Raw genomic sequence first — 21,634 nt, forward strand, 5'->3', positions numbered from 1 at the left:
TCCGCGCTCGGCCGGAGCCCTTTCACTCCGCTCTTTCCATTTCGGCCGAGTCCTCCCATATTCGGGCCATGGCCAGACATCCTGACAAGAAGACGCCTTCGCAAGATGGCGCGCCGAAGCGGCGCAGCCCGCTGACCGAATTCCTCGATGCCGCCGAGCCGCTGGAGCCCGGCGGCTTCGCGGAAGCGCCGCAGGCCGACTTTTCCGGCGCGCCGCTGACCGGCTCGATCTCCGATTGGGCCGGGCAGATCGAGCGTGAAGCTGAAAAGCAGCCGAAGGCAAAAGCGCCGAAGAAGAAGATACCAGAGCGCTCGTCGGCGCCCGGCCGCACCGCGCGCGGCACCTCGATGGGCGGCGCTGCCTCGGCGAAGGAGCGCGCGGCCGCCGGCCTCAACCCTGTGGCCGGCCTCGACATCAGCCTGGAGGATGCAGAGTCGGTTTCGTCCGGCGGCGTCACCGCAACGGTTGCGGCGCTGTCGGCGCTGATCGAATCCGGCAATCCGCTGCACAAGGACGGCCAGCTGTGGACGCCGCACCGTCCGGCCCGCCCGGAAAAGTCTGAGGGCGGCATCGCCATCAAGATGGTCTCGGATTTCGAGCCCGCCGGAGATCAGCCGACAGCCATCAAGGACCTCGTCGAAGGCGTCGAGCGGAACGACCGCACCCAGGTGCTGCTCGGCGTCACCGGCTCGGGCAAGACCTTCACCATGGCCAAGGTGATCGAGGAGACGCAGCGCCCTGCTTTGATCCTGGCGCCGAACAAGACGCTTGCCGCGCAGCTCTATGCCGAGTTCAAAAAATTCTTCCCCGAGAACGCGGTCGAGTATTTCGTCTCCTATTACGACTATTACCAGCCGGAAGCCTACGTCCCGCGCACGGACACCTATATCGAGAAGGAATCCTCGATCAACGAACAGATCGACCGCATGCGCCACTCGGCGACCCGCTCGCTGTTGGAACGCGACGACGTTATCATCGTCGCCTCGGTGTCCTGCATCTATGGTATCGGCTCGGTCGAGACCTACACGGCGATGACGTTCCAGATGCAGGTCGGCGACCGGCTCGACCAGCGCTCGCTTCTCGCCGACCTCGTCGCCCAGCAGTACAAGCGCCAGGACATCAACTTCGTGCGCGGCTCGTTTCGCGTGCGCGGCGACACCATCGAGATCTTCCCCGCCCACCTGGAAGACCGCGCCTGGCGCATCTCGATGTTCGGCGACGAGATCGAACAGATCACCGAGTTCGATCCGCTCACCGGCCAGAAGACCGGCGAGCTGAAGAGCGTCAAAATCTACGCCAACTCGCATTATGTGACGCCGCGCCCGACCTTGAATCAAGCCATCAAGTCGATCAAGGAGGAGCTCAAGCACCGCCTGCAAGAGCTTGAAAAGGCTGGCCGTCTGCTGGAAGCGCAGCGGCTGGAACAGCGCACGCGCTTCGATCTGGAGATGCTGGAGGCGACCGGCTCCTGCGCCGGCATCGAGAACTATTCGCGTTACCTCACCGGACGTCAGCCCGGCGACCCGCCGCCGACCTTGTTCGAATATGTGCCCGACAACGCGCTGATCTTCATCGACGAAAGCCACGTCACCGTGCCGCAGATCGGCGGCATGTATCGCGGCGACTTTCGCCGCAAGGCGACGCTGGCCGAGTATGGTTTCCGCCTGCCCTCCTGCATGGACAACCGGCCGCTCCGCTTCGAGGAATGGGACGCCATGCGCCCGCTGTCGGTGGCGGTTTCGGCGACGCCGGGCGCCTGGGAACTCGACCAGTCCGGCGGCGTCTTCGCCGAGCAGGTCATCCGTCCGACCGGCCTGATCGATCCGCCGGTCGAGGTGCGTCCGGCCAAGAGCCAGGTCGACGACGTCGTCGGCGAGATCCGCGACACGACCCGGGCCGGCTATCGCACGCTGGTCACCGTACTGACCAAGCGCATGGCCGAGGACCTCACCGAATATTTGCACGAGAACGGCATCCGCGTCCGCTACATGCATTCCGACATCGACACGCTGGAGCGCATCGAGATCCTGCGCGATTTGCGCCTCGGCGCCTTCGACGTGCTGGTCGGCATCAACCTGTTGCGCGAAGGCCTCGACATTCCCGAATGCGGCTTCGTCGCCATTCTCGATGCCGACAAGGAAGGGTTCCTGCGTTCGGAAACCTCGCTGATCCAGACCATCGGCCGCGCCGCCCGCAACGTCGACGGCAAGGTCATCCTCTACGCCGACCAGATCACCGGCTCGATGGAACGGGCGATGGCGGAGACCAACCGCCGCCGCGAGAAGCAGATGGAGTGGAACGCCGCCAACGGCATCACACCGGAATCGGTCAAGTCGCGCATCGCCGACATCCTCGACTCGGTCTACGAGAAGGACCATGTCCGCGCCGACATCTCGCAGTTCACCGACGACGCCGGGGCGATGATCGGCAACAATCTGAAGACGCACCTCGAGGCGCTGGACAAGCAGATGCGCGACGCCGCCGCCAATCTCGATTTCGAGAAGGCGGCGCGCGTCCGCGACGAGATCAAGCGGCTGCGCGAGATGGAGCTTGCCATCTCCGACGACCCGCTGGCGCGCGAGGTGGAAGGCCAAAGCCCTGCCTCAGGCCGCGAAAAGGGCAAGCACAACAAGGGCGTGGCCAAGCATCGCACGGTCGAGGAGCAGGAGCGCTTCCGCAAGCTCGATGAGGCACGCGCCGCCGAGGAGGCGGCAAAGGCTGCCCGGCCCAACCTCTTCCGCAAGCCGCATCTGGACGAGATGGGCGCTGACGGCGCCGTGCCGGTGAAGAAGCCGCTCTTCGCCAAGCCGTCGATCGACGACATGGGGCCCGGCACCGACATGGCGACGCCCGCCGGCGCGGTGTCGCGTTCGCTGTTCAAGAAGCAGAGCGCGCAGGAAGCGCACGGTTCCGATTTCGGCATTCCGGGCGAGCCGATCAAGCCGCTGTTCAGGAAGAACTCGCTCGACGAGATGACGGTGCGCCGCACGGAGAAACCGGTCGAGGGCAAGAAGCCGGCGAAGCCGCAGCCAACGCCTCCTCCGGCGGGGGAGATGTCCGGCAGGACGGGCGCGAAGGAACGCGACGATAAGCCGATCGTCCGCCAGCGAGCCGGCATCGGCTCCTACGAGGACCCTGGCGACGAGCGGCGTCAAAAACGCCGGCCGGGCAAGACCGGACGGCCGGGGCAGTAGCATCTTTTCCTTCTCCCCGGGTGGGAGAAGGTGTCGCCGAAGGCGACGGATGAGGGGTGCTCCAGCTTGGCGACACCGTTTGTCCAGCGAAGAGGTCGCGGCCGTCTCACTCCGCCGGAACACCCCTCATCCGTCTCGGCGCTTCGCGCCGATCCACCTTCTCCCACAACAAGGGGAGAAGGGAAGTGCGGACCACTTGCCTCCGCCCCTCCCCCGGTGTACCCAATTCCCAACTCGAACATCCGGAAAGGAGGGCTGCGTGAACTACTGCCACCACCGTCAGCGCGGCCCTGTCTGTGCCCTGCGAGCTTGCTTGCAGGGCTGACCAGGACGGTCCGGGTTTTCCCGCTTCGATTTTGGTCTGCCCTTTCGTGGTGCCGCTGAACCTGGCCTGATGGCCTAGGGGCGCACCGTCAAAGTGCATTGAGCCGGATTTTCCGGGCAGACCAGAGAAATCGACATGGCCCTGATCAGCCTCAAATCTCTCGGCGTCACCATGAGTGCGCCGCTCTTCTCCAACCTCGACCTCATCATCGGCGCCGGCGACCGGCTCGGCATCGTCGCGGCCAATGGCCGTGGCAAATCCACACTTCTCAAATGCCTGGCCGGCGAAGTCGAAGCCACGACCGGCGACATCACCCGGTCGCGCGGCCTGCGCGTCGGCCATGTCGAGCAATCCATCCCTGACGCATTCCTCGGCGGCAGCTTCCATGACGTCGTCGCCGATGCCTTGCCGCCCGAACAGCGCGACAGCGAGTTCTGGCGCGTCGACGTCGTGCTGGATTCGCTCGAGGTGCCGGAGGACATGCGCGGCCGGCCAATGCGTGCGCTGAGCGGCGGCTGGCAGCGTCTGGCGCTGATCGCCCGCGTCTGGGTCACCGATCCCGACGTGCTTCTGCTCGACGAGCCGACCAATCATCTCGACCTCGCCAGGATCAGCCAGCTGGAAACATGGCTCAAGGCGCTGCCGCGCGACGTGCCGGTCATCATCGCCAGCCACGACCGCGCCTTCCTCGACGCGGCCACCAACCGTACCCTGTTCCTGCGCCCGGAAGAGTCGGCGGTGTTCGCGCTGCCCTATTCCCGTGCCCGGCAGGCGCTCGACGAGCTCGACGCCTCGACGGCGCGCAAGTTCGAGCGCGACATGAAGATCGCCCAGCAGCTGCGCAAGCAGGCCGCCAAGTTGAACAATATCGGCATCAATTCCGGCAGCGACCTTTTGACGATTAAGACCAGGCAGCTCAAGGAACGGGCCGAGAAGCTGGAGGATGCCGCCATACAAGCGCATCGCGAGCGCTCGGCCGGCGCGATCAAGCTGGCCAACCGCGGCACCCACGCCAAGGTGCTGATCACGCTGGAGGACGCGGCGGTCGAAACCCCTGACGGCACGCTGCTGTTCAGGACCGGCAAGCGCCACATCTGCCAGGACGACCGCATCGTGCTGCTCGGCCGCAACGGCGTCGGCAAGACGCGCTTCATCGCGATGATCCGTGGCGCCATCGCCGAGCCGGGATCGGTCGCGAACATCAAGGTGACGCCGTCGGTGGTGCTCGGTTACAGCGATCAGGCGCTGTCGGGCATCGATAGCGACGACACGCCGCTGGCGATGGTCTCGCGCCGCTTCGAGGTCGGCGAGCATCGCGCCCGCTCGTTGCTCGCCGGCGCCGGCGTCGCGATCGAGATGCAGGAGAAGAAGATCGGCGCTCTGTCCGGCGGACAGAGATCGAGGCTGATGATGCTGGTGCTCAGGCTCATCCATCCCAATTTCTATCTGCTCGACGAGCCGACCAACCATCTCGACATCGACGGCCAGGAAGCATTGGAGGACGAATTGTTGAAGCATCAGGCGAGCTGCCTGCTTGCCTCGCATGACCGCTCCTTCATCCGCGCCGTCGGCAACCGCTTCTGGCTGATCGACAAGCGGCGGCTGACCGAGGTCGACGACCCGGAGGCGTTCTTCCGCTCGGTCGCCGAGATGTCGAACTGAGGCGATACCTCTGTTGGGCCGGCACTGCCGGCCCGACAGAGATTGCTGCCGGCTCGGCGATACTTTTCCACCTGCTAAAAAAAGCGCATGCTGAACTGCTTAGCCATGGAGGGAATGGGCCATGCGTGCAGTGGAAATCGTCAGCAATCTTTATCAGGCCTATGCGGACCGCGACATCGAAGGCGCCTTGTCTCGGTGCGCCGAAGATGTCGTGTTCCGCTGGATTGCCGATCCCCGGCAATCGCGTCATGCCGGCACCGCGCACGGCAAGCAGGAATTCCTCGCCAGGCTCCTGGCGCTCGATGACGACTTCGAGTACCGGCATTTTGTCCCCGTCGAGCTCATCGACGGCGGCGACAAGGTCGCCGCGCAAGTCGAGATCCACATGACGCGCCGCGCCACCGGCGAGGAGCTCATCATGCGTACCGCCAATTTCTGGACGGTCCGCGACGGCGAGATCATCGAGATGGTGGAATATTACGACACCGCGCTGGCCGCGTCGGTGCTCTGAAAAAAAATCGAGGGCGACCTGTCGGATCGCCGATTGCCGCCTCGTCCTTGGGATGCCGACACAATGATGCCGGCATCAACCAGGAGAGACATCATGTCGGTACTGTCATCCATCGGCCGTCTTGCCAACCGCTATGCCCAGGCGCGCGCGCGTCATCGCAGCGAGCGCATCCTGCTGTCGCTGCCGGCCGAGCTGCGCAAGGACATCGGCTTTCCGGAGATTTTCGAAACGCGGGAAAGCCGCCGCGCCGCCACCTTCTCGGCGAAGGTCATATAAGTCGCTTTCGATGCGATCGTTTTGCAGCCGCGCTTGCCGCCCGAGCTGTTTGGGCTAGCTACTCTAAAAATAATTCTCGGGCCATGTAGGATCGCCGCCGCTTCATCCGTCCTGGGGTCGCAAAACCGGATCAACCCGTGAAGAGGAACACGAGAATGAATGACCAAACCCCGCCCCGCGCCAAGGTCCTTGGCGGATTGACCCCCTACCTGCAGGTCGACGGCGCCATCAAGGCCGCCGAGTTCTACAAGAAGGCTTTCGGCGCGGAGGAAGTGTTCGCCTATCCGCCTGACGACAAGGGCCGCACCATGCACATCCATCTCTACGTCAACGGCTCGACGCTGATGCTGGGCGATGCCTATCCCGAACACGGTCATCCGCACCAGGCGGCGCAAGGCTATACGCTGCAGCTGCATCTCGGCAGCGACGACATCGATGCCTGGTGGCAGCGCGCGGTGGATGCCGGCTGCGAGGTCGTCACGCCGCTGCAGGTAATGTTCTGGGGCGACCGCTGGGGCCAGGTGAAAGACCCCTTCGGCGTCGCTTGGGCGATGAACGCGCCGGTGAAGTGAGCCCGCCCACCTCTCCCCCTCTTGTGGGAGAGGTGGGATTGCCCCGAATTGCCCTTCGCAAATCGGCTCCGGGTGAGGGGTAAGCGACGCCGAGCTGGCGCACCCCTCATCCGTCTCGGCGCTGCGCGCCGATCCACCTTCTCCCACAGGGGAAGAGACGCCACAAAGAGGAGTTCAGCATGTCCTATGTCGATGGTTTCGTGCTTGCCGTGCCGAAGGCAAATCTCGATGCGTACAAGAAGATGGCCGAGAACGCCGGCGCCGTCTGGATGGAGCACGGCGCGCTCGCCTATGTCGAATGCGTCGGCGACGATGTCCCCTATGGCGAGCTGACCTCGTTCCCGCGCGCCGTGCAGGCGAAGGACGACGAGGTCGTCATCTTCTCCTGGGTCGTCTACGAGTCCAGGCAGAGCCGCGACGCGGTCATGGCCAAGGTGATGGCCGATGAGCGTCTCAAGATGGACTGGTCCGCCATGCCGTTCGACGGCAAGCGCATGATCTTCGGCGGCTTCCAGCCATTCATCCAGCTTTGAGGAGCGACGGAACGCCAGTGTCGGCTGATCGCAATCCGTTGCGATTGGCCGAGACGCTCGTCAGGTCGTCATCCATGGGCGGAGCAAGGAGCGAAGCGACGCGGCGCAGACCCGAGGATCCATTCCGTTACCTATGAGCTTTGCAGCGATGCAAACGACCTCTGTTCTGCGCCGCCTTTAACCTTCGCGCGAGGTCACGGAATGGATCCTCGGGTCTACGCGTCCGCTTCGCTCCCGCTCCGCCCGAGGATGACGAAGTTCGGGCGCTTCGGCCAATCGCTGACGCGTGTGCTAGTTCAGCCGATCAAGCAGCGGCTTCAGCCGCTCCCCATACCTCTTCCACAGATCGACCGAGCCCTGATACATCGGCTGGCGCACCTGCGCGGCGGAAGCGGTGCGCACCGGCCGGTCCGTCTCGTGGAAGGACAGCACCTTGTCGTCCCAGGGCAGGCCGAGATACGCCATCAGCGCCCGCGACTGCCCTTCCTGGTCGGCGACGAAATCCTCATAGCGCACATCATGCACGACGCCAGGCAGCACCTTGTGCCAATGCGCCATGATATCGGTGTAGAGGTTATGGAAATCGGCGAGCTCGCCGAGGTCGTAGCCGTAGCGGTGGCTGTCGCCGCGGAAATGCACCTTGAAGATCGACAGGCACGTGGCCGCCGCATCGCGCGCGCAATGGACGATCTTGGCCTTCGGCAGCATCATGTGCAGGAAGCCGACCAGCAGGAAGTTGCCCGGCATCTTGTCGGTGACATGGCGGTAGCCCGGATAGCGGCTATGCAGCATGTCGAGATAGGCCTGGCCCGCCTCGGCGAAGGCCTTGTCGGGCATGTCGGCGATACCGGCGGGGAAGCCGCCCGGCATGTTCATCGGAAACTGCTTGCCGACGGCCGTCTTCAGGATGTTCAATTCGCCCGCACCGAAAACCTGCGGATGGCTGGCGATGATCTGCTCGACCAGCGTGGTGCCGGAACGTGGCATGCCGACGACGAAGATCGGCGTGTCGTCGGAAATGCCGCTTGGCCTGTGCTTCTCGAAGAAGGCTGCGTCGAAGGCCGTCTTCATCGCCTCGAATTCGCCCCGCGCGCGCGCGGGATCGTAGTCGATCACGCTGCGGCGGATGGCATTGCCCTCGGCGAAATAGTCGAAGGCGCGGCCATAATCCTTGAGGTCGTCATTAACCTTGCCCAGTCCGAAGGAGAGCTGCATGCGCGCGAGGCTGCCTTGCGGCGCCTTGGCGTGCTCGGCCTCCATGCCGGAAAGCTCCTTGTCGCGCTCGGTCTGGCGCTTGACCTGCGAGAGCAGCAGCCAGGCTTTCGACATGTTCGGGGCGATCGCCAACGCCTGGCGGGCGAAATCGGCCGCCTCGCCGAGCTTGCCCTTCTCCATCATCGCGACGCCAAGCCCGTAGAGCAACTCGGCGTCCTTCGGCCGGATCGACAGCGCCTCGCTAAACAGCTTGATCGCCTCATCCAGCCGCCCGGCCTCCTGCATCGTCTCGGCAAGGCCGATGCGCGCGCGGACGTGGAACGGGTTGCGGCCGATGGTGCCGCGATAGATCTCCTCAGCCGCGTCGAGCTGTCCGAGCTGCTTCAGCGACGAGCCGAGATTGTCGCGCGCGGCCAGTTGGTCCGGCCGGATATCCACCGCGCCGCGGAAGAAATCGATCGCGGCGGCGACGCGCCCGAGATCGCGCATGACCGTGCCCATATTGTTGAGGAAGTCGGCATTCTGGGGCTGCAGCGTCACCGACTGCTCGATGAGATCGAGCCCTTCCTCGCTCCTGCCGCTCTGGTGCAGCAGCAGCCCGAGGAAATGCAGCGCGGCGGCATGGTTCGGCTGCTGCCCCAATACCTGCCGGTAGAGGCCCTCGGCCTCCTGGCGCCGGCCGGCCTGGTGCAGTTGCAGCGCCTTTTGCACATAAGGATCGAGCGGGCTCGCCGAGCCACCTGGCCTGCCACCGGCGTTTGCCGCTCTTCTGCGATCTTTGTTAATGGGAAACCTGCCGTATTTGTTGGTCCGCCGGACCTAAGCCATGCGGGCAAGAGATTCAAGACAAACGTCAGCGCGCCTCGCGGTGTCTATCTTGCGAATGGACACCGCGGTCTGCTCAGCACGGCCCGTCGCCGACGATGCGATAGTCCGCCGCGCGCGCCTCGCAGGCGTTCGGGAAGGTGCGCATCTGCCCATGGCGCCTGGCGCAGACCGGCGCGTATTCGCGCGTGCAGAAGGCTTGTTCGCCACCACCGCCTCCGCCGTCGCGGCAAGGACCGTCCCGCACGATGCGGTAGCCTTCCCTTTCAGCCAGGCAGGCATTGGCAAAGGTCTGCCGGTCGCCGCCGCGCCGGGCGCAGACCGGTTGGTACTGCATGGTGCAGAGCTGCGGATGCGGCCGGGACGGCAGCGGGCGCGGCCCATCGTCGACGACGACGGTGCAGGCTGCCAGCAGCGCCGACAGCGTGAAAACGACAACGCCCTGCCATGACACCGCAAGAAGCCGCATATACCCCTCCTCCATCCCGACGCGTGACGCCGGCTCGCGGTATCCTCGCATCCTGCGCGTTAAACGCAACCATCGTTTGTGGAGCCACGGAACGGTCGTCGCCACCTACATTCTGGCCCATGCTTGGCCCGCCTCTGGCCGATGACCGGTGATAGGGCCGGGTCTATCGAGGCCCAGCGTTGGACGCGCCGCTGGCCGCCCGCGAGCGTCGTCTTGCAACCATCACGTTTCCGTGTAATAAAAATCATGTTCGGGCATTTGCGACCCGGAGAGCGGAACGTTTTGGACGACCTTTCCCCGATAAGTGTGAATCTCTGACAACCCCGTTTTTCGGCGGGGGGTTTGACCATGCGCGAATGCATGACCGCCGAAGCAACCACCGGGATTTGCCCAAGGCGCGAGGCAGCGGGCAAACCACCAAGACTGACACGGGTGAAGGAGTTTTCCCCAATGGCCCAGACCGGTACTGTAAAGTTCTTCAATGCCACCAAAGGCTTCGGCTTTATCACGCCGGATGGTGGCGCCAAGGACGTGTTCGTCCACATTTCCGCGATCGAGGCCTCTGGCCTGCGCACGCTGGTCGACGGCCAGAAGGTCACCTTCGACGTCGAGCCGGACCGCATGGGCAAGGGCCCGAAGGCGGTCAACCTGCGCGCTGCCTGATCCGCTGAAACAGCCTATCGTTGCGGATGCAATGGTGCGGCAGGATCATGAGCCGGCTTCAGGACAGGCCTGAATTTGCGAAGGCGCGACCGAAAAGGTTGCGCCTTTTTTGCTCGCAAATGCTTGGATCGGCAGGCGAAAACTTTCTCTTGCCGATAGCGCTAAAATAAAGGACAAATTTCCTCTCGGGCAGTTTGCCGGCCCGAGACTTGACTTGATGGGATCAAAGGAGTTTCCCATGCCGCAGACCGGCACCGTCAAATTCTTCAACCATGCCAAGGGCTTCGGCTTCATCACGCCCGATGATGGCGCGAAGGATGTCTTCGTCCACATCTCGGCTGTGCAGGCGTCGGGCCTTCCCGGTCTTGAGGATGGGCAGAAAGTGACATTCGACACCGAGCCGGACAAGCGCGGCAAGGGTCCGAAGGCCGTCAATCTGTCGGTCGGCTAAGCCGGCTCGCGACGGATCCGACGGAAGCTTTTCAGGCGGGACCGCTCCCGCCCCGGAACGGATTGTGCCTAGGTCCGGAAAGGTCGCCGGCTTCGAAAATCGCCAAGCCTCGCAAACCGCCGAGGCTCGAAAAATCCCCAGGCCTCGAAAAATCGTTTACGCCGATTTCCGTTCAGCCTCCGTTCAGCCACGGTCTTCTATTAACCTTTGCTAAAGCCGGTCCGTATCCCCCGAAAAACGCGCGGGCCGGCGCTAAGGAGACCGAAAATGAACCGTTTTCTCAGGACCGCCATCCTCAGTGTTGGCATTGCCGCGACCACCTTGGCCACCTTCTCGGCGGCCAATGCGGACGACTGGCGCTGGCACCATCATCGTCATCATGGCGGTGACGCCCTCGCCGCCGGCGTTGTCGGCCTCGCGGCCGGCGCTCTGATCGGCAGCGCGCTCAGCAACCCCGGGCCGCGCTATTACGAACCGGCCTATGGTGACGATTATTATGTCTACCGGCCGGTGCGCCGCTACTATGTTCAGCAGCCGCGCGTCGTCTATGCCGACCGCTACGCCGAGCCGTGGACCCGCGGCTGGTACGAGTATTGCTCGGACCGCTACCGCAGCTTCAATTCGCGGACCGGCACTTTCACCGGCAGTGACGGCGCTCAGCATTTCTGCGTCGCCAATTAAGAAACCCAGGTTCCCTACCTTAAAAAGCGCCGCCCTTGGGCGGCGCTTTTTTGAATAACTCGCCAACGATGGCTATGCCGAGATTCAGGTCAGGCCGAGCCGAGAGCGATGGGTTCCGAGAACCGGAGCGGAGCGTACTTACAGTACGTGAGCACCGGAAGCGCAGGAAACTGACGCTCGCAGGCCGGCATCACCTGAATATCGGCATAGCCTAGGTCAGAAACGGATTGGTCCGCCGTTCGTCGCCAAGGCGGCTACCCGGGCCATGGCCGCAGATGAAACCTATGTCGTCGCCTAGCGGCAGAAGCTTGTCCTTGATTGAGGCGATCAGCGCTGCGTGGTCGCCGCCGGGCAGGTCGGTGCGCCCGATCGAGCCGCGGAACAGCACGTCGCCGACATGCGCGAATTTGGCCGCCCGGTTGTAGTAGACGACATGGCCCGGCGCATGTCCCGGGCAATGCAGCACTTCGAACACATGGTTGCCGAACGACACCGTTTCGCCTTCGGTGAGAAAACGGTCCGGCACGCAATTGCGCACCGGATCGGTGAGGCCGAAACGTTTGGCCTGGTTCTCGAGATTGGTAAGCAGCGGCTTGTCGGCCTCATGTGGGCCGATAATGTCGATGCCCAGCGCGTCCTTCAGGTCCATCGCGCCGCCGGCATGGTCGATATGGCCGTGCGTGATCCAGATTGCGCCGGCGGTGATGGCATTGTCCTTCAGCGCCGACAGTATCTGGTCGACATCGCCGCCGGGATCGACCACGACGCCCGACCTGTCGTCCATGTCGAAGAGAATGGTGCAGTTCTGCTGGAAGGGCGTGACCGGCACGATACCGGCATTGAGCTGACCCATGGCATTCCTTTCCCTTCCTTCGAAGTGTCGCCCTGATGTAGACAGCCCGGCGAACCTCGTCCACCATTGTCCGAACTTCGGGAGGAAATGCGCGGCCGAGGCCGCTGGCCATGTTTCCAAAGGAATGGGCGGCCGAGGCCGCCGGCTTGGTAATAAAGAATGGGCGGCCGAGGCCGCCCATGGCAAAGTCCGAAAGACCGGACCTATTTCTTCATCGCATTCATGACCGCGCCGACGATGCCGGTCAGTATCGCGCCACCGCCAACGCCGCCGAGGAGGTTCTTCAGGTCGAGCGCGCTGCCGATGCCGCCCGCCGCCGCTGCCGCGTCAACGCCGCCGCCGCCGAGCAGGCTGCCGAGAATGGCCGCGCCGCCGACGCCGCCGATCGCACCGCTGAGGATTTTGGTAAGTTGGCCCATCGCCGCCTGCTTGAACGCTGCGCCAACCGCCTGGCCACCGATAACGCCGGCAATTACCTGTACAACGATCTGAATAATCGTGTTGCTGTCCATGTAACTAGTCCCTCCATAGCCGCCAGCCTCCTCGGGCCGACGCCATCATGAGACGCCGAATTGTTCGAAAGTCAAATGCGCGCGCGCTTAAATAAAAGGGGCGGCTCGAAAACCGCCCCTATTGCATAAAAAAGCTGTGACTATCTCTATTCTGCAGCGATTGCGTGCTTTGGCTGCACCGCGGCGGAATAGTCATTCATCAATGTCTTGGCGATCTCGCCGACCTCGAATCGGTATGGACCGATCTCGGAAACCGGCGTGACCTCGGCGGCGGTGCCGGTGAGGAAGCACTGCTCGAAACCTTCGAGCTCCTCCGGCATTATGGCGCGCTCGATCACCTCGAAAGCGCGGTCCTTCGCCAGGCCGATCACCGTGCGGCGGGTTATGCCGTCCAGGAAGCAGTCGGGCGTCGGCGTATGGATCTTGCCGTCCTTGACGAAGAAGATGTTGGCGCCCGTCGCTTCCGCCACCTGGCCGCGCCAATCGAGCATCATGGCGTCGGCGTAGCCATTGGCCTCGGCGGCGTGCTTGGACAGCGTGCAGATCATGTAGAGGCCGGCGGCCTTCGACTTGGACGGCGCGGTGCGCGGATCGGGCCGGCGCCATTCGGCGACGTCGAGCCGAATGCCCTTGAGCTTCTGCGCGGGATCGAAATAGCTCGGCCACTGCCAGATGGCGATGGCGCAGTTGATGCGGTTGTTCTGCGCCGAAACGCCCATCTGCTCGCTGCCGCGCCAGGCGATCGGACGCACATAGGCGTCCTGGAAACCCTGCTTCTTCAGCAGCGTGCGGCAGGCCTCGTCGATCTCGGCGACCGGATAGGGAATCTTGAAGCCGAGCAGGCGCGCCGATTCATGCAGGCGCTCATTGTGCTCGGTCAGCTTGAAGATCTGGCCGCCATAGGCGCGCTCGCCCTCGAAGACGGCACTGGCATAGTGCAGGCCATGGGTCAGCACATGGATCTTGGCGTCGGCCCATTTGACGAACTCGCCGTTCATCCAGATGAAGCCTTCCAATTGATCGAAGGGAACGGATGCCATGGAAACCTCCCGCGGGCAGGCGCCCGCAAATCGTTGTGTTTATGACCTTTCGAACCGGCCCCGCACAGGATCCGAAACGCTGGCCAATGCTTGAAAGCGTAGGCGGATATTCAATCCGTGGCAAACTCAGGAAGTTCCGGAAAAACGGCTTCCTCTTGCCTTTTTGTTCGCAATCCGCCGAAAAGCTTGTCAAAAATTATCATTGCCCGGAAATTACGTCAATAGTACTGACATAATTCCCGCCTCGCATGGAGAAACGATGACGAGCCCCGCAGCCGGAAAACCGATCAGGACGGCCATCGCCGATGAGGACGGCATCGACTTCGCCATCATCGAGCTGTTTTTCTTCGCCTATCGCGATTTCACCTCCGACCCGGACCAGATCCTCGCCGATTACGGCTTCGGCCGCGCCCATCATCGCGTGCTGCACTTCGTCAACCGCAGGCCGGGCCTCACCGTCGCCGAGCTGCTCGATGTGCTGAAGATCACCAAGCAGAGCCTGGCGCGGGTTTTGAAGCAGTTGATCGACACCGATCACATCGTCCAGGTGCAGGGTCCGCGCGACCGCCGGCAGCGCGAGCTTTACCCGACCGCCAAGGGTCGCGCCCTGGCCTTGGCACTGGCGCGGCCACAGTCGCGCCGCATCCGTGCGGCATTGGAGGATTCCGGAACCACCGAACGCGCCACGATCGAGCGTTTCCTGGAAGCGATGGTCAATCCGGAACTAAGAGCGCAGATCGACATTGTGCCTGCGCAAACATCGGGGAAGAACCATGGAGACCATTGAGAAGGTCGATCATCCGTCAGCGCCCGACGATGACGCGCCGCATCTTCTGGTCGTCGACGACGACACGCGTATCCGCAACCTGCTCAAGCAGTATCTGTCCGAGAACGGTTTTCGCGTCACTGTGGCCGGCAATTCCGGCGAGGCCAGGCGCAAGCTCGCCGGCCTCGACTTCGACCTTCTGGTGCTCGATGTGATGATGCCGGGCGAGACCGGCGTCGACCTCACCAAGGCGCTGCGGGCCGAGAAGAACGTGCCGATCCTGATGCTGACGGCGCTGTCCGAGACCGACAGCCGCATCACCGGCCTGGAAGCCGGCGCCGATGATTACCTGCCGAAACCGTTCGATCCGCGCGAGCTGATCCTGCGCATCAACAACATCCTGCGCCGTGGCGGCCCGGCGGCGACGCCGAAGGTGGAGCAACTGGTGTTCGGGCCCTACACGTTCCAGATCGCCAAGCGGGAATTGAAGCGCGGCGGCGAGGCGCTTAAGCTGACCGACCGCGAGCAGGAGATCCTCGCGATCTTCGCCGCGCGGGCGGGCGAGACCATACCGCGCCATGAGCTGGTGGGCGATGAATCGGATGTCGGCGAGCGCACCATCGACGTGCAGATCAACCGGCTGCGCCGCAAGATAGAGCGCGATCCATCCAATCCGGTGTGGCTGCAGACGGTGCGCGGTATTGGGTATCGGCTCAGCGTCGAATAGGTTACCGTCGAAGGCCCTTTGCTGAACGGCCATCGACGAGCGGAAGGGCGAATGGCGACCACGCAACTGGACAAGCCGAAAGGAAGCGGTCCCGGCGATCTCGCATTGCGGACGCTGAGGGCGATGCCGCGTGCCTGGAACCGGTTCTGGCGCCTGGTCGCGCTCTACATGCCGAAGCGGCTTTACGCACGCTCGCTGATCATCGTCATCGCGCCGATGATCCTGCTGCAGTCGGTGGTCGCCTTCGTCTTCATGGAGCGCCACTGGCAGACGGTCACGCAGCGCCTGTCGCAGGCGACCATCTCGGACATAGCGGCCGTCATCGACATGATGGAGACCTATCCGCACGACGCCGACTACGCCAACATCATCCGCATCGCCCAGGACCGCATGCAGTTGAAGGTGGATCTGCTGCCGCCGGATCCGCTGCCGCCGCCCGGTCCCAAACCGTTCTTCTCAATCCTCGACGAGGCCTTGTCGTCGGAGATCACGAAGCAGATCAACCGCCCGTTCTGGATCGACACGGTCGGCAACTCCAACGTCGTCGAGGTTCGCGTCCAGCTTGAAGGCAAGGTGCTGCGCGTCTTCGTGCGGCGCAGCCAGGCTTATGCCTCGAACACCCACATCTTCCTGATCTGGATGGTCGGCACATCGCTGGTGCTGTTGATGATCGCCATCCCGTTCCTGCGCAATCAGATCAGGCCGATCCTGACGCTCGCCGAGGCCGCCGAGAGTTTCGGCAAGGGTCGGCCAATGCCGCGCGATTTCCGCCCGCGCGGCGCCGAGGAAGTCCGTCGCGCCGGCTTCGCTTTCATCCAGATGCGAGAGCGTATCGAGCGCCAGATCGAGCAGCGCACCGCGATGCTGACGGGCGTCAGCCACGACCTCAGGACCATTCTCACCCGCTTCAAGCTGCAGCTGGCGCTGGCCGGCGGCAAGTCCGAGACCAAGGCCGCGCTGAACCAGGACATCGACGACATGCAGTCGATGCTGGAAGGCTATCTCTCTTTTGCCCGCGGCGAGTCCGCGGAGGATACCGGCCGCTTCGACCTTGAGACCTATTTCCAGAAGCTCGGCGAGGAAGCGCAATTGCGCGGCTGCAAGCTCGCGACGACGCTGGTCGGCGATCCGACCGTGCATGTGCGGCCGAACGCCTTTGCCCGTTTGCTGTCGAACGTCATCGGCAATGCTTTCCGCTATGCCAAGACCGTCGAGGTCCACGCCAATCATGGCCGCGGCTCGCTCACCGTCACCATCGACGACGACGGACCGGGCATCGCGCCCGACAAGCGAGAAGAGGTGTTCAAGCCTTTCCTGCGGCTCGACGAGGCGCGCAATCTCGATGCCAGCGGCACCGGCCTTGGCCTGTCGATCGCCCGCGACATCGCCCGCAGTCACGGCGGCGACGTCAGCCTCGAGGACAGCCCGCTCGGCGGCCTGCGCGCCGTGATCAAGGTGCCTGCGTAAGTCCAGCCGAGACAAGCTTCATCCGCCCGTCATGAAATCATGGTCAAGAGCGCGCATGAAGCGCGCGACCTCTGTTGATTCGGCCCTGCCGCATCGCTTCGATCCGGCCCCTGCCCGGGTGCGCTGGAGCGAGGCGCGAGCGGCTGCCTGGTTGCCGTTCCGGCACCGCGCCGGCGCGCTCAGGAATTATTGCGGCAAAGGATCGCCATGCGTATCGGGATCGCCATGCGTATCCTGATGGTCACCGACGCGTGGCGGCCCCAGGTCAACGGCGTGGTGCACACGCTGGAACGCCTCACCGAGGCGCTGAAACCCTTCGACGTCGAGCTCGATTTCCTGACGCCGAACCTGTTTCGCACCTTGCCGATGCCGACCTATCCCGACATTCGCTTGGCGTTGACCACGCCTGGCCGCGTCGCGCGCATGATCGAGGCCGCCAAGGCCGACCACATCCACATTGTCACCGAGGGTCCGCTCGGCATCATGGCGCGCCGCCATTGCCGAAAAGTGGGCCGCCCCTTCACCACCAGCTATCACACGCGCTTTCCCGAATATCTCAGCGCCCGCCTGCCGGTGCCGGAGAGCTGGGCTTACAATTGGCTGCGCGACTTCCACAATTCCGGACAGGGCACGCTCATCGCGACGCAATCGCTGGCGGACGATCTCGCGGCACGCGGCTTCAACAAGCTGAGGCCCTGGACGCGCGGCGTCGACACCGACCATTTCCGGCCCAACAAGCGCAAGGAAACCGGATTCCCCCGCCCGGTATTCTTGTGCGTCGGCCGGGTCGCAATCGAAAAGAACCTGACCGCCTTCCTTGATCTCGACCTGCCCGGCAGCAAGGTTATCGTCGGCGAAGGACCGGAACTGGCAAAGCTCAAGGCGCGCTATCCCAACGCGCATTTTCTCGGCCACCGCCCGAACGACGAGCTGGCCGAGATCTACGCGTCGGCCGATGTCTTCGTTTTTCCGAGCCGCACCGACACCTTCGGCAATGTCATCATCGAGGCGCTGGCCAGCGGAACGCCCGTCGCCGCCTATCCGGTGACCGGACCGATCGATATTGTCGGCGATGGCGTCGGCGGGGCCGTGTCGAACGACCTGGGCGAGGCGGCGATGAAGGCGACTCACGTCGATCGCGCCGAAGCGCGCCAGCGCGCGATGCGCTATAGTTGGCAGGCCTGCGCCGAAATGTTCCTCGACGCCGTCGACGAAGCGCTGGGCATGCCAAGCAAGCGCGCCGATCAGGACAGGGTGGCTCCAGTTCGCTCCAGGCTCGCCCTAGAATAGGCGCCCGCCGTCCGGCACCTTGCGCTCGATGGCACCGAGCACGACCGCGCCCTCTTCGTCGGGAAAGCCCAGCGTCAGCACTTCCGACATGAACGGGCCGATCTGGCGCGGCGGGAAATTGACCACCGCGAAGACCTGGCGGCCGATCAGCGTTTCCGGCGCGTAGTATTTGGTGATCTGCGCCGACGATTTCTTTACCCCGATCGCCGGGCCGAAATCGATCTTCAGCTTGATCGCCGGCTTGCGCGCCTCCGGAAACGGCTCGGCCTCGACGATCGTGCCGGCACGGATGTCGACACGGTCGAAATCGGCAAAGCTGATCTCGGGCTTGCGCTCGCTGCTGGAACTCATTGGCGGAATTGGCTTGGTTCAGGCGTTACCATGGGTCTCGAAGAGCACGCTGGAAAGCGCGTCCTTGGCCGATGTACCCGACCAGACGACGAACTGGAAGGCCTGGAAATAGCATTCGCAGGCCTCGAGCGCCGACGACAGCAGCACCTCGACCTGCTGGCTCGACGGCTCGACCCCGCCGGCAAGCAGCAGCGACTGCCTGAACATGATCGCGCCTTCCTGCTCCCACAGGTCGAAATGCCCGAACAGCATCTGCTCGTTGATCAGCGAAAGCAGCCGCATCACTTCCAGCGCGCGCGTCTCCGGCACCTTGATGTCGAAGGCGCAGGCCAGATGCAGCGCCTCGAAATCCTCCATCCAGGAAAAGGAGACGTGATAGTCTGTCCAGCTGCCGGCCACCGAAATCGAAATCTCGTCGTCGCCGGCGCGCTCGAAGGACCAGTCGTTGTTGTGGGCCACCTGCTCGATGACGTCCACCGGGTGGATTTCGCGGGAGAATTCGAGTTCGAGGAGTTCCATGAATGCTTCCTGTGTTCAGGGGAGCGCCACACGCTCCGCGGGGCACACACGACGAACAATCTTGTCTAGAACTCGGACGGTCAGGACTTTCCAACACAAAGACCCAACCGGACCCCACCGCCCGGCGCATGACCCTGCTTCGAATCATGCAACAAATTCAGTCTATTGATCGGGAGTCGCGTGAACAGCCCAATTTTTCGCACTGCGTCATCCGCATGTGGAAAGGTGGCTGTGACAAAGATTCATGCAATGCCGGTAAGCGATTCACGGCAAAGCGATTTTTCGGATCGCGCTATGTGGAAAAGTTTAACGATTATTTTTTTGCGCGGGGCTTCGCGGCACCCGCTGGTGCGGCTTGTCCGGTCAATTCGGCGAGCCTGGCCTCGAGCGCCTCGACGCGCGTCGCCAGCTGAATGTTGTCTTCCCGCGCCTTGACCGCCATCTCGCGCACCGCCTCGAACTCTTCGCGCTGCACCACATCCATGGAATTCAGCATGCGCTCGGCCTGGGCCCGGAACGCCGTCTCCACTTCGCGCCGCACGCCCTGCGCGGCACCCGCGGCATCGGTCATGATCTTTGCGAATTCATCGAGAATGCGGTTCGGTCCAGTCGCCATGGCATATCCTCGCTTTGTCATTTTGACGTAGTGGCGAGCGGCGCGGAATGCAAGCGAAGCCTTGCCTTGACCGCGCCAAAACCCTGCCGCATGGTCCGCGCCCAATCGTGACCGTCACCGGGGACCCGTTTTGAGCGAATATTTCCTGCTGCCGCTGGCCTCCCTGCCCTTCCCCAATATCGATCCGGTCATTGTCCATATCGGGCCGCTGGCGGTGCATTGGTACGGCGTCGGCTATATCGTCGGCATCCTCTTTGCCTGGTGGTACGCCAAGCGCCTGGTCACCAACCCGCGCCTGTGGCCCAACGGCAATCTGCCGATGAAGCCCGAGGATCTCGACGACTTCATTGTCTGGGCGGCGATCGGCGTCGTGCTCGGCGGGCGCACCGGCTACGTGCTCTTCTACGACCTGCCGCGCTATATCGCGCATCCGCTCGACATCTTCGCGGTCTGGCAGGGCGGCATGTCGTTCCACGGCGGCCTGCTTGGCGTCATCCTCGCCATGACGCTGTTTTCGCTCAAGCGCCGCATCCCCACCTGGACATTGTTCGATGCAGTGTCGGCGGGCGTGCCGGTTGGGCTGGGCCTGGTCCGGGTCGCCAACTTCATCAATTCGGAGCTTTGGGGCCGGCCGTCGGACGTGCCCTGGGCGATCGAATTCCCCAATGGCGGCCCGTTCACCCGCCACCCCAGCCAGCTCTACGAGGCGCTGCTCGAAGGGCTCGTGCTTTTCCTGGTGCTGCGCTTCCTCACCAACTCGCGGCTCAAGCTGAAGACGCCGCGCTTCGTCGGCGGCGCCTTCATCTGCGGCTACGGCCTGTCGCGCATCTTTGTCGAGTTCTTCCGCGAGCCCGACCAGCAGCTCGGCTATCTGCTCGGCACCGGCTGGCTGACCATGGGCATGATCCTGTCCACGCCGATGCTGCTCGCCGGTATCTGGGCCATGGTCACCGCAAGGCCGGCGGCCGAGCCGCGGGCGGCATGACCCGGCTGAAGGAGCGCATCATAGGCCTAATCGGCGCGGCGGGGCCGATCCCGGTCAGCGAATATATGGCGCTCTGCCTGTTCGATCCCGACGCCGGTTACTACACGACGCGCGAGCCCTTCGGCGCCGCCGGCGACTTCATCACCGCGCCAGAGATCAGCCAGATGTTCGGCGAACTCGTCGCCGTCTGGCTCTATCAGGCCTGGCAAGGTGCCGGCCGGCCGTTGCCTGCGACCTTCGCCGAGATCGGTCCCGGCCGCGGCACCCTGATGAACGACATGCTGCGCACCTGGTCACGGCTCGACCCGGCGCTCACCGGTAAGGCTTCGTTTGCCCTCATCGAGACCAGCCCGCGCCTGGCTGAAATCCAGAGAGAGACACTTGCCGACCAAGACGCAAAGCTAGCCTGGCACCAGACCATCGACACGCTGCCGCGGCAGCCGCTCTTCATCGTCGGCAACGAATTGTTCGACGCGGTGCCGATCCGGCAGTTCGTCCATGTGGGCGAAAGCTGGCGCGAGCGCGTTGTCGGCCTCGACGGCGCCGATGAACTGCATTTCTTCGCCAGCGCGGGGTCCGTCGATCCGGCACTGCTGCCGGCAGCCGCTGCCGATGCGCCGCAAGGCGCCGTCGCCGAAATCGCGCCCGCCCGTTCGGCGCTGATGTCGCAAATCGCCGAACGCATAGCTGGCCGGGGCGGCGCCGGCCTCTTCATCGACTACGGCTACCTGCAGGCGGGGATCGGCGACACTTTCCAGGCGCTGCGCCGGCACCAGCGCGAGGACGTTTTGGCCAATCCGGGCGAAGCCGACCTCACCGCCCATGTCGATTTCGCAGCTCTTGCCGACATGGCGCGCGCTCACGGTCTCGATGTGCAATTGTCGACCCAAAGCGAGTTCCTGCTCGGCATGGGCCTGCTCGAGCGCGCCGGCACGCTCGGCGCCGATGCCGATGCCAAGACACGTCAAGCCATTTCGGACGCGGTCGAACGCCTGGCCGGCCCCGACGCGATGGGTGAGCTGTTCAAGGTCATGAAGGTCCTGCCGGCGGCCAAAGCCGCCTGAGATCGACGAGCGGCTTCACCGGCTGGTCCGCTTCGTACTCCGAACTTCGCCTTGACGAGACCGCCCC

The 21,634-nt window shown here is 63.8% G+C and carries 23 protein-coding genes; 15 read left to right on the forward strand and 8 right to left on the reverse strand.

Annotated elements, in window-relative coordinates; translation table 11 throughout:
* The first annotated feature begins 68 nt into the window (after positions 1–68).
* From uvrB to LB515_RS06270, 6 genes are all read left to right on the forward strand, one after another.
* Complete coding sequence (gene uvrB, locus LB515_RS06245) at positions 69–3,194, forward strand: excinuclease ABC subunit UvrB (RefSeq protein WP_318012610.1); 3,126 nt, start codon at positions 69–71, stop codon at positions 3,192–3,194.
* Positions 3,195–3,654: 460 nt separating this feature from the next.
* Positions 3,655–5,181 (forward strand): ABC-F family ATP-binding cassette domain-containing protein, encoded by a 1,527-nt coding sequence (locus LB515_RS06250; protein WP_224707114.1) that lies wholly within the window; start codon positions 3,655–3,657, stop codon positions 5,179–5,181.
* Positions 5,182–5,302: 121 nt separating this feature from the next.
* Entirely contained in the window at positions 5,303–5,692 is a 390-nt protein-coding gene (locus tag LB515_RS06255; RefSeq protein WP_095766548.1) for a nuclear transport factor 2 family protein, read from the forward strand.
* A 93-nt stretch (positions 5,693–5,785) separates the two neighbouring features.
* Positions 5,786–5,968 (forward strand): hypothetical protein, encoded by a 183-nt coding sequence (locus LB515_RS06260; protein ID WP_224587753.1) that lies wholly within the window; start codon positions 5,786–5,788, stop codon positions 5,966–5,968.
* A gap of 155 nt (positions 5,969–6,123) precedes the next feature.
* Positions 6,124–6,540, forward strand: a complete 417-nt coding sequence (locus LB515_RS06265; RefSeq protein ID WP_095766546.1) for a VOC family protein — start codon at positions 6,124–6,126, stop codon at positions 6,538–6,540.
* Between the two features lie 179 nt (positions 6,541–6,719).
* Complete coding sequence (locus LB515_RS06270) at positions 6,720–7,073, forward strand: DUF1428 domain-containing protein (protein WP_095766545.1); 354 nt, start codon at positions 6,720–6,722, stop codon at positions 7,071–7,073.
* Positions 7,074–7,364: 291 nt separating this feature from the next.
* Here LB515_RS06270 and LB515_RS06275 read toward each other — a convergent pair whose 3' ends face one another.
* Together LB515_RS06275 and LB515_RS06280 are read right to left on the reverse strand one after the other, a co-directional pair.
* The gene (locus tag LB515_RS06275; protein WP_224707115.1) at positions 7,365–8,999 is read right to left on the reverse strand and encodes a tetratricopeptide repeat-containing sulfotransferase family protein; all 1,635 of its coding nucleotides are present in this window, start codon (positions 8,997–8,999) and stop codon (positions 7,365–7,367) included.
* Positions 9,000–9,189: 190 nt separating this feature from the next.
* Complete coding sequence (locus tag LB515_RS06280; protein ID WP_224707116.1) at positions 9,190–9,582, reverse strand: Kazal-type serine protease inhibitor domain-containing protein; 393 nt, start codon at positions 9,580–9,582, stop codon at positions 9,190–9,192.
* A gap of 450 nt (positions 9,583–10,032) precedes the next feature.
* On the opposite strand from LB515_RS06280, the gene LB515_RS06285 reads away from it, so the two are divergent.
* The 3 genes from LB515_RS06285 (at position 10,033) to LB515_RS06295 (ending at position 11,377) form a co-directional block, all read left to right on the forward strand.
* Positions 10,033–10,245: a cold-shock protein gene (locus LB515_RS06285; protein WP_006202520.1), complete on the forward strand. Its 213-nt coding sequence runs from the start codon at positions 10,033–10,035 to the stop codon at positions 10,243–10,245.
* Between the two features lie 238 nt (positions 10,246–10,483).
* Positions 10,484–10,696: a cold-shock protein gene (locus LB515_RS06290; RefSeq protein ID WP_008877668.1), complete on the forward strand. Its 213-nt coding sequence runs from the start codon at positions 10,484–10,486 to the stop codon at positions 10,694–10,696.
* Positions 10,697–10,963: 267 nt separating this feature from the next.
* Positions 10,964–11,377: a BA14K family protein gene (locus LB515_RS06295; protein WP_095766542.1), complete on the forward strand. Its 414-nt coding sequence runs from the start codon at positions 10,964–10,966 to the stop codon at positions 11,375–11,377.
* Between the two features lie 211 nt (positions 11,378–11,588).
* Here LB515_RS06295 and LB515_RS06300 read toward each other — a convergent pair whose 3' ends face one another.
* The 3 genes from LB515_RS06300 to LB515_RS06310 all read right to left on the reverse strand — a co-directional run bounded on the left by LB515_RS06300 (position 11,589) and on the right by LB515_RS06310 (position 13,782).
* Positions 11,589–12,230 (reverse strand): MBL fold metallo-hydrolase, encoded by a 642-nt coding sequence (locus LB515_RS06300; RefSeq protein WP_224531202.1) that lies wholly within the window; start codon positions 12,228–12,230, stop codon positions 11,589–11,591.
* A 203-nt stretch (positions 12,231–12,433) separates the two neighbouring features.
* Positions 12,434–12,742 (reverse strand): hypothetical protein, encoded by a 309-nt coding sequence (locus LB515_RS06305; protein ID WP_095766540.1) that lies wholly within the window; start codon positions 12,740–12,742, stop codon positions 12,434–12,436.
* 146 nt (positions 12,743–12,888) lie between these two features.
* On the reverse strand, positions 12,889–13,782 hold the full coding sequence (locus tag LB515_RS06310; RefSeq protein WP_224707117.1) for a branched-chain amino acid aminotransferase: 894 nt from the start codon (positions 13,780–13,782) through the stop codon (positions 12,889–12,891).
* A gap of 259 nt (positions 13,783–14,041) precedes the next feature.
* Here LB515_RS06310 and LB515_RS06315 point away from each other — a divergent pair, with 259 nt between their 5' ends.
* The 4 genes from LB515_RS06315 to LB515_RS06330 all read left to right on the forward strand — a co-directional run bounded on the left by LB515_RS06315 (position 14,042) and on the right by LB515_RS06330 (position 18,032).
* Positions 14,042–14,569: a MarR family winged helix-turn-helix transcriptional regulator gene (locus LB515_RS06315; RefSeq protein ID WP_140647554.1), complete on the forward strand. Its 528-nt coding sequence runs from the start codon at positions 14,042–14,044 to the stop codon at positions 14,567–14,569.
* On the forward strand, positions 14,556–15,275 hold the full coding sequence (locus LB515_RS06320) for a response regulator (RefSeq protein ID WP_095766537.1): 720 nt from the start codon (positions 14,556–14,558) through the stop codon (positions 15,273–15,275). The genes LB515_RS06315 and LB515_RS06320 overlap by 14 nt, the downstream gene beginning before the upstream one ends.
* Positions 15,276–15,326: 51 nt before the next feature.
* Complete coding sequence (locus LB515_RS06325) at positions 15,327–16,742, forward strand: ATP-binding protein (protein WP_224531195.1); 1,416 nt, start codon at positions 15,327–15,329, stop codon at positions 16,740–16,742.
* 225 nt (positions 16,743–16,967) lie between these two features.
* Positions 16,968–18,032, forward strand: coding sequence for a glycosyltransferase family 4 protein (locus LB515_RS06330; protein WP_224531367.1), 1,065 nt, complete (start codon positions 16,968–16,970; stop codon positions 18,030–18,032).
* On the opposite strand, the gene LB515_RS06335 is transcribed toward LB515_RS06330, so the two are convergent.
* The 3 genes from LB515_RS06335 to LB515_RS06345 all read right to left on the reverse strand — a co-directional run bounded on the left by LB515_RS06335 (position 18,024) and on the right by LB515_RS06345 (position 19,518).
* Complete coding sequence (locus LB515_RS06335; RefSeq protein WP_127251739.1) at positions 18,024–18,383, reverse strand: tRNA-binding protein; 360 nt, start codon at positions 18,381–18,383, stop codon at positions 18,024–18,026. The genes LB515_RS06330 and LB515_RS06335 overlap by 9 nt on opposite strands.
* 18 nt (positions 18,384–18,401) lie before the next feature.
* Entirely contained in the window at positions 18,402–18,902 is a 501-nt protein-coding gene (locus tag LB515_RS06340; RefSeq protein WP_040989643.1) for a YbjN domain-containing protein, read from the reverse strand.
* Positions 18,903–19,215: 313 nt separating this feature from the next.
* A complete protein-coding gene (locus tag LB515_RS06345) occupies positions 19,216–19,518 on the reverse strand; it encodes an accessory factor UbiK family protein (protein WP_040990372.1) in 303 nt (100 codons plus the stop codon).
* A gap of 130 nt (positions 19,519–19,648) precedes the next feature.
* Here LB515_RS06345 and lgt point away from each other — a divergent pair, with 130 nt between their 5' ends.
* The gene (lgt, locus tag LB515_RS06350) at positions 19,649–20,503 is read left to right on the forward strand and encodes a prolipoprotein diacylglyceryl transferase (protein WP_224707118.1); all 855 of its coding nucleotides are present in this window, start codon (positions 19,649–19,651) and stop codon (positions 20,501–20,503) included.
* Positions 20,500–21,567, forward strand: a complete 1,068-nt coding sequence (locus tag LB515_RS06355) for a class I SAM-dependent methyltransferase (protein WP_224707119.1) — start codon at positions 20,500–20,502, stop codon at positions 21,565–21,567. Before lgt ends, LB515_RS06355 begins: the two co-directional genes overlap by 4 nt.
* Positions 21,568–21,634: the final 67 nt, after the last annotated feature.

The sequence above is a fragment of the Mesorhizobium sp. CA15 genome, assembly GCF_020165215.1.
Lineage (GTDB): Bacteria > Pseudomonadota > Alphaproteobacteria > Rhizobiales > Rhizobiaceae > Mesorhizobium.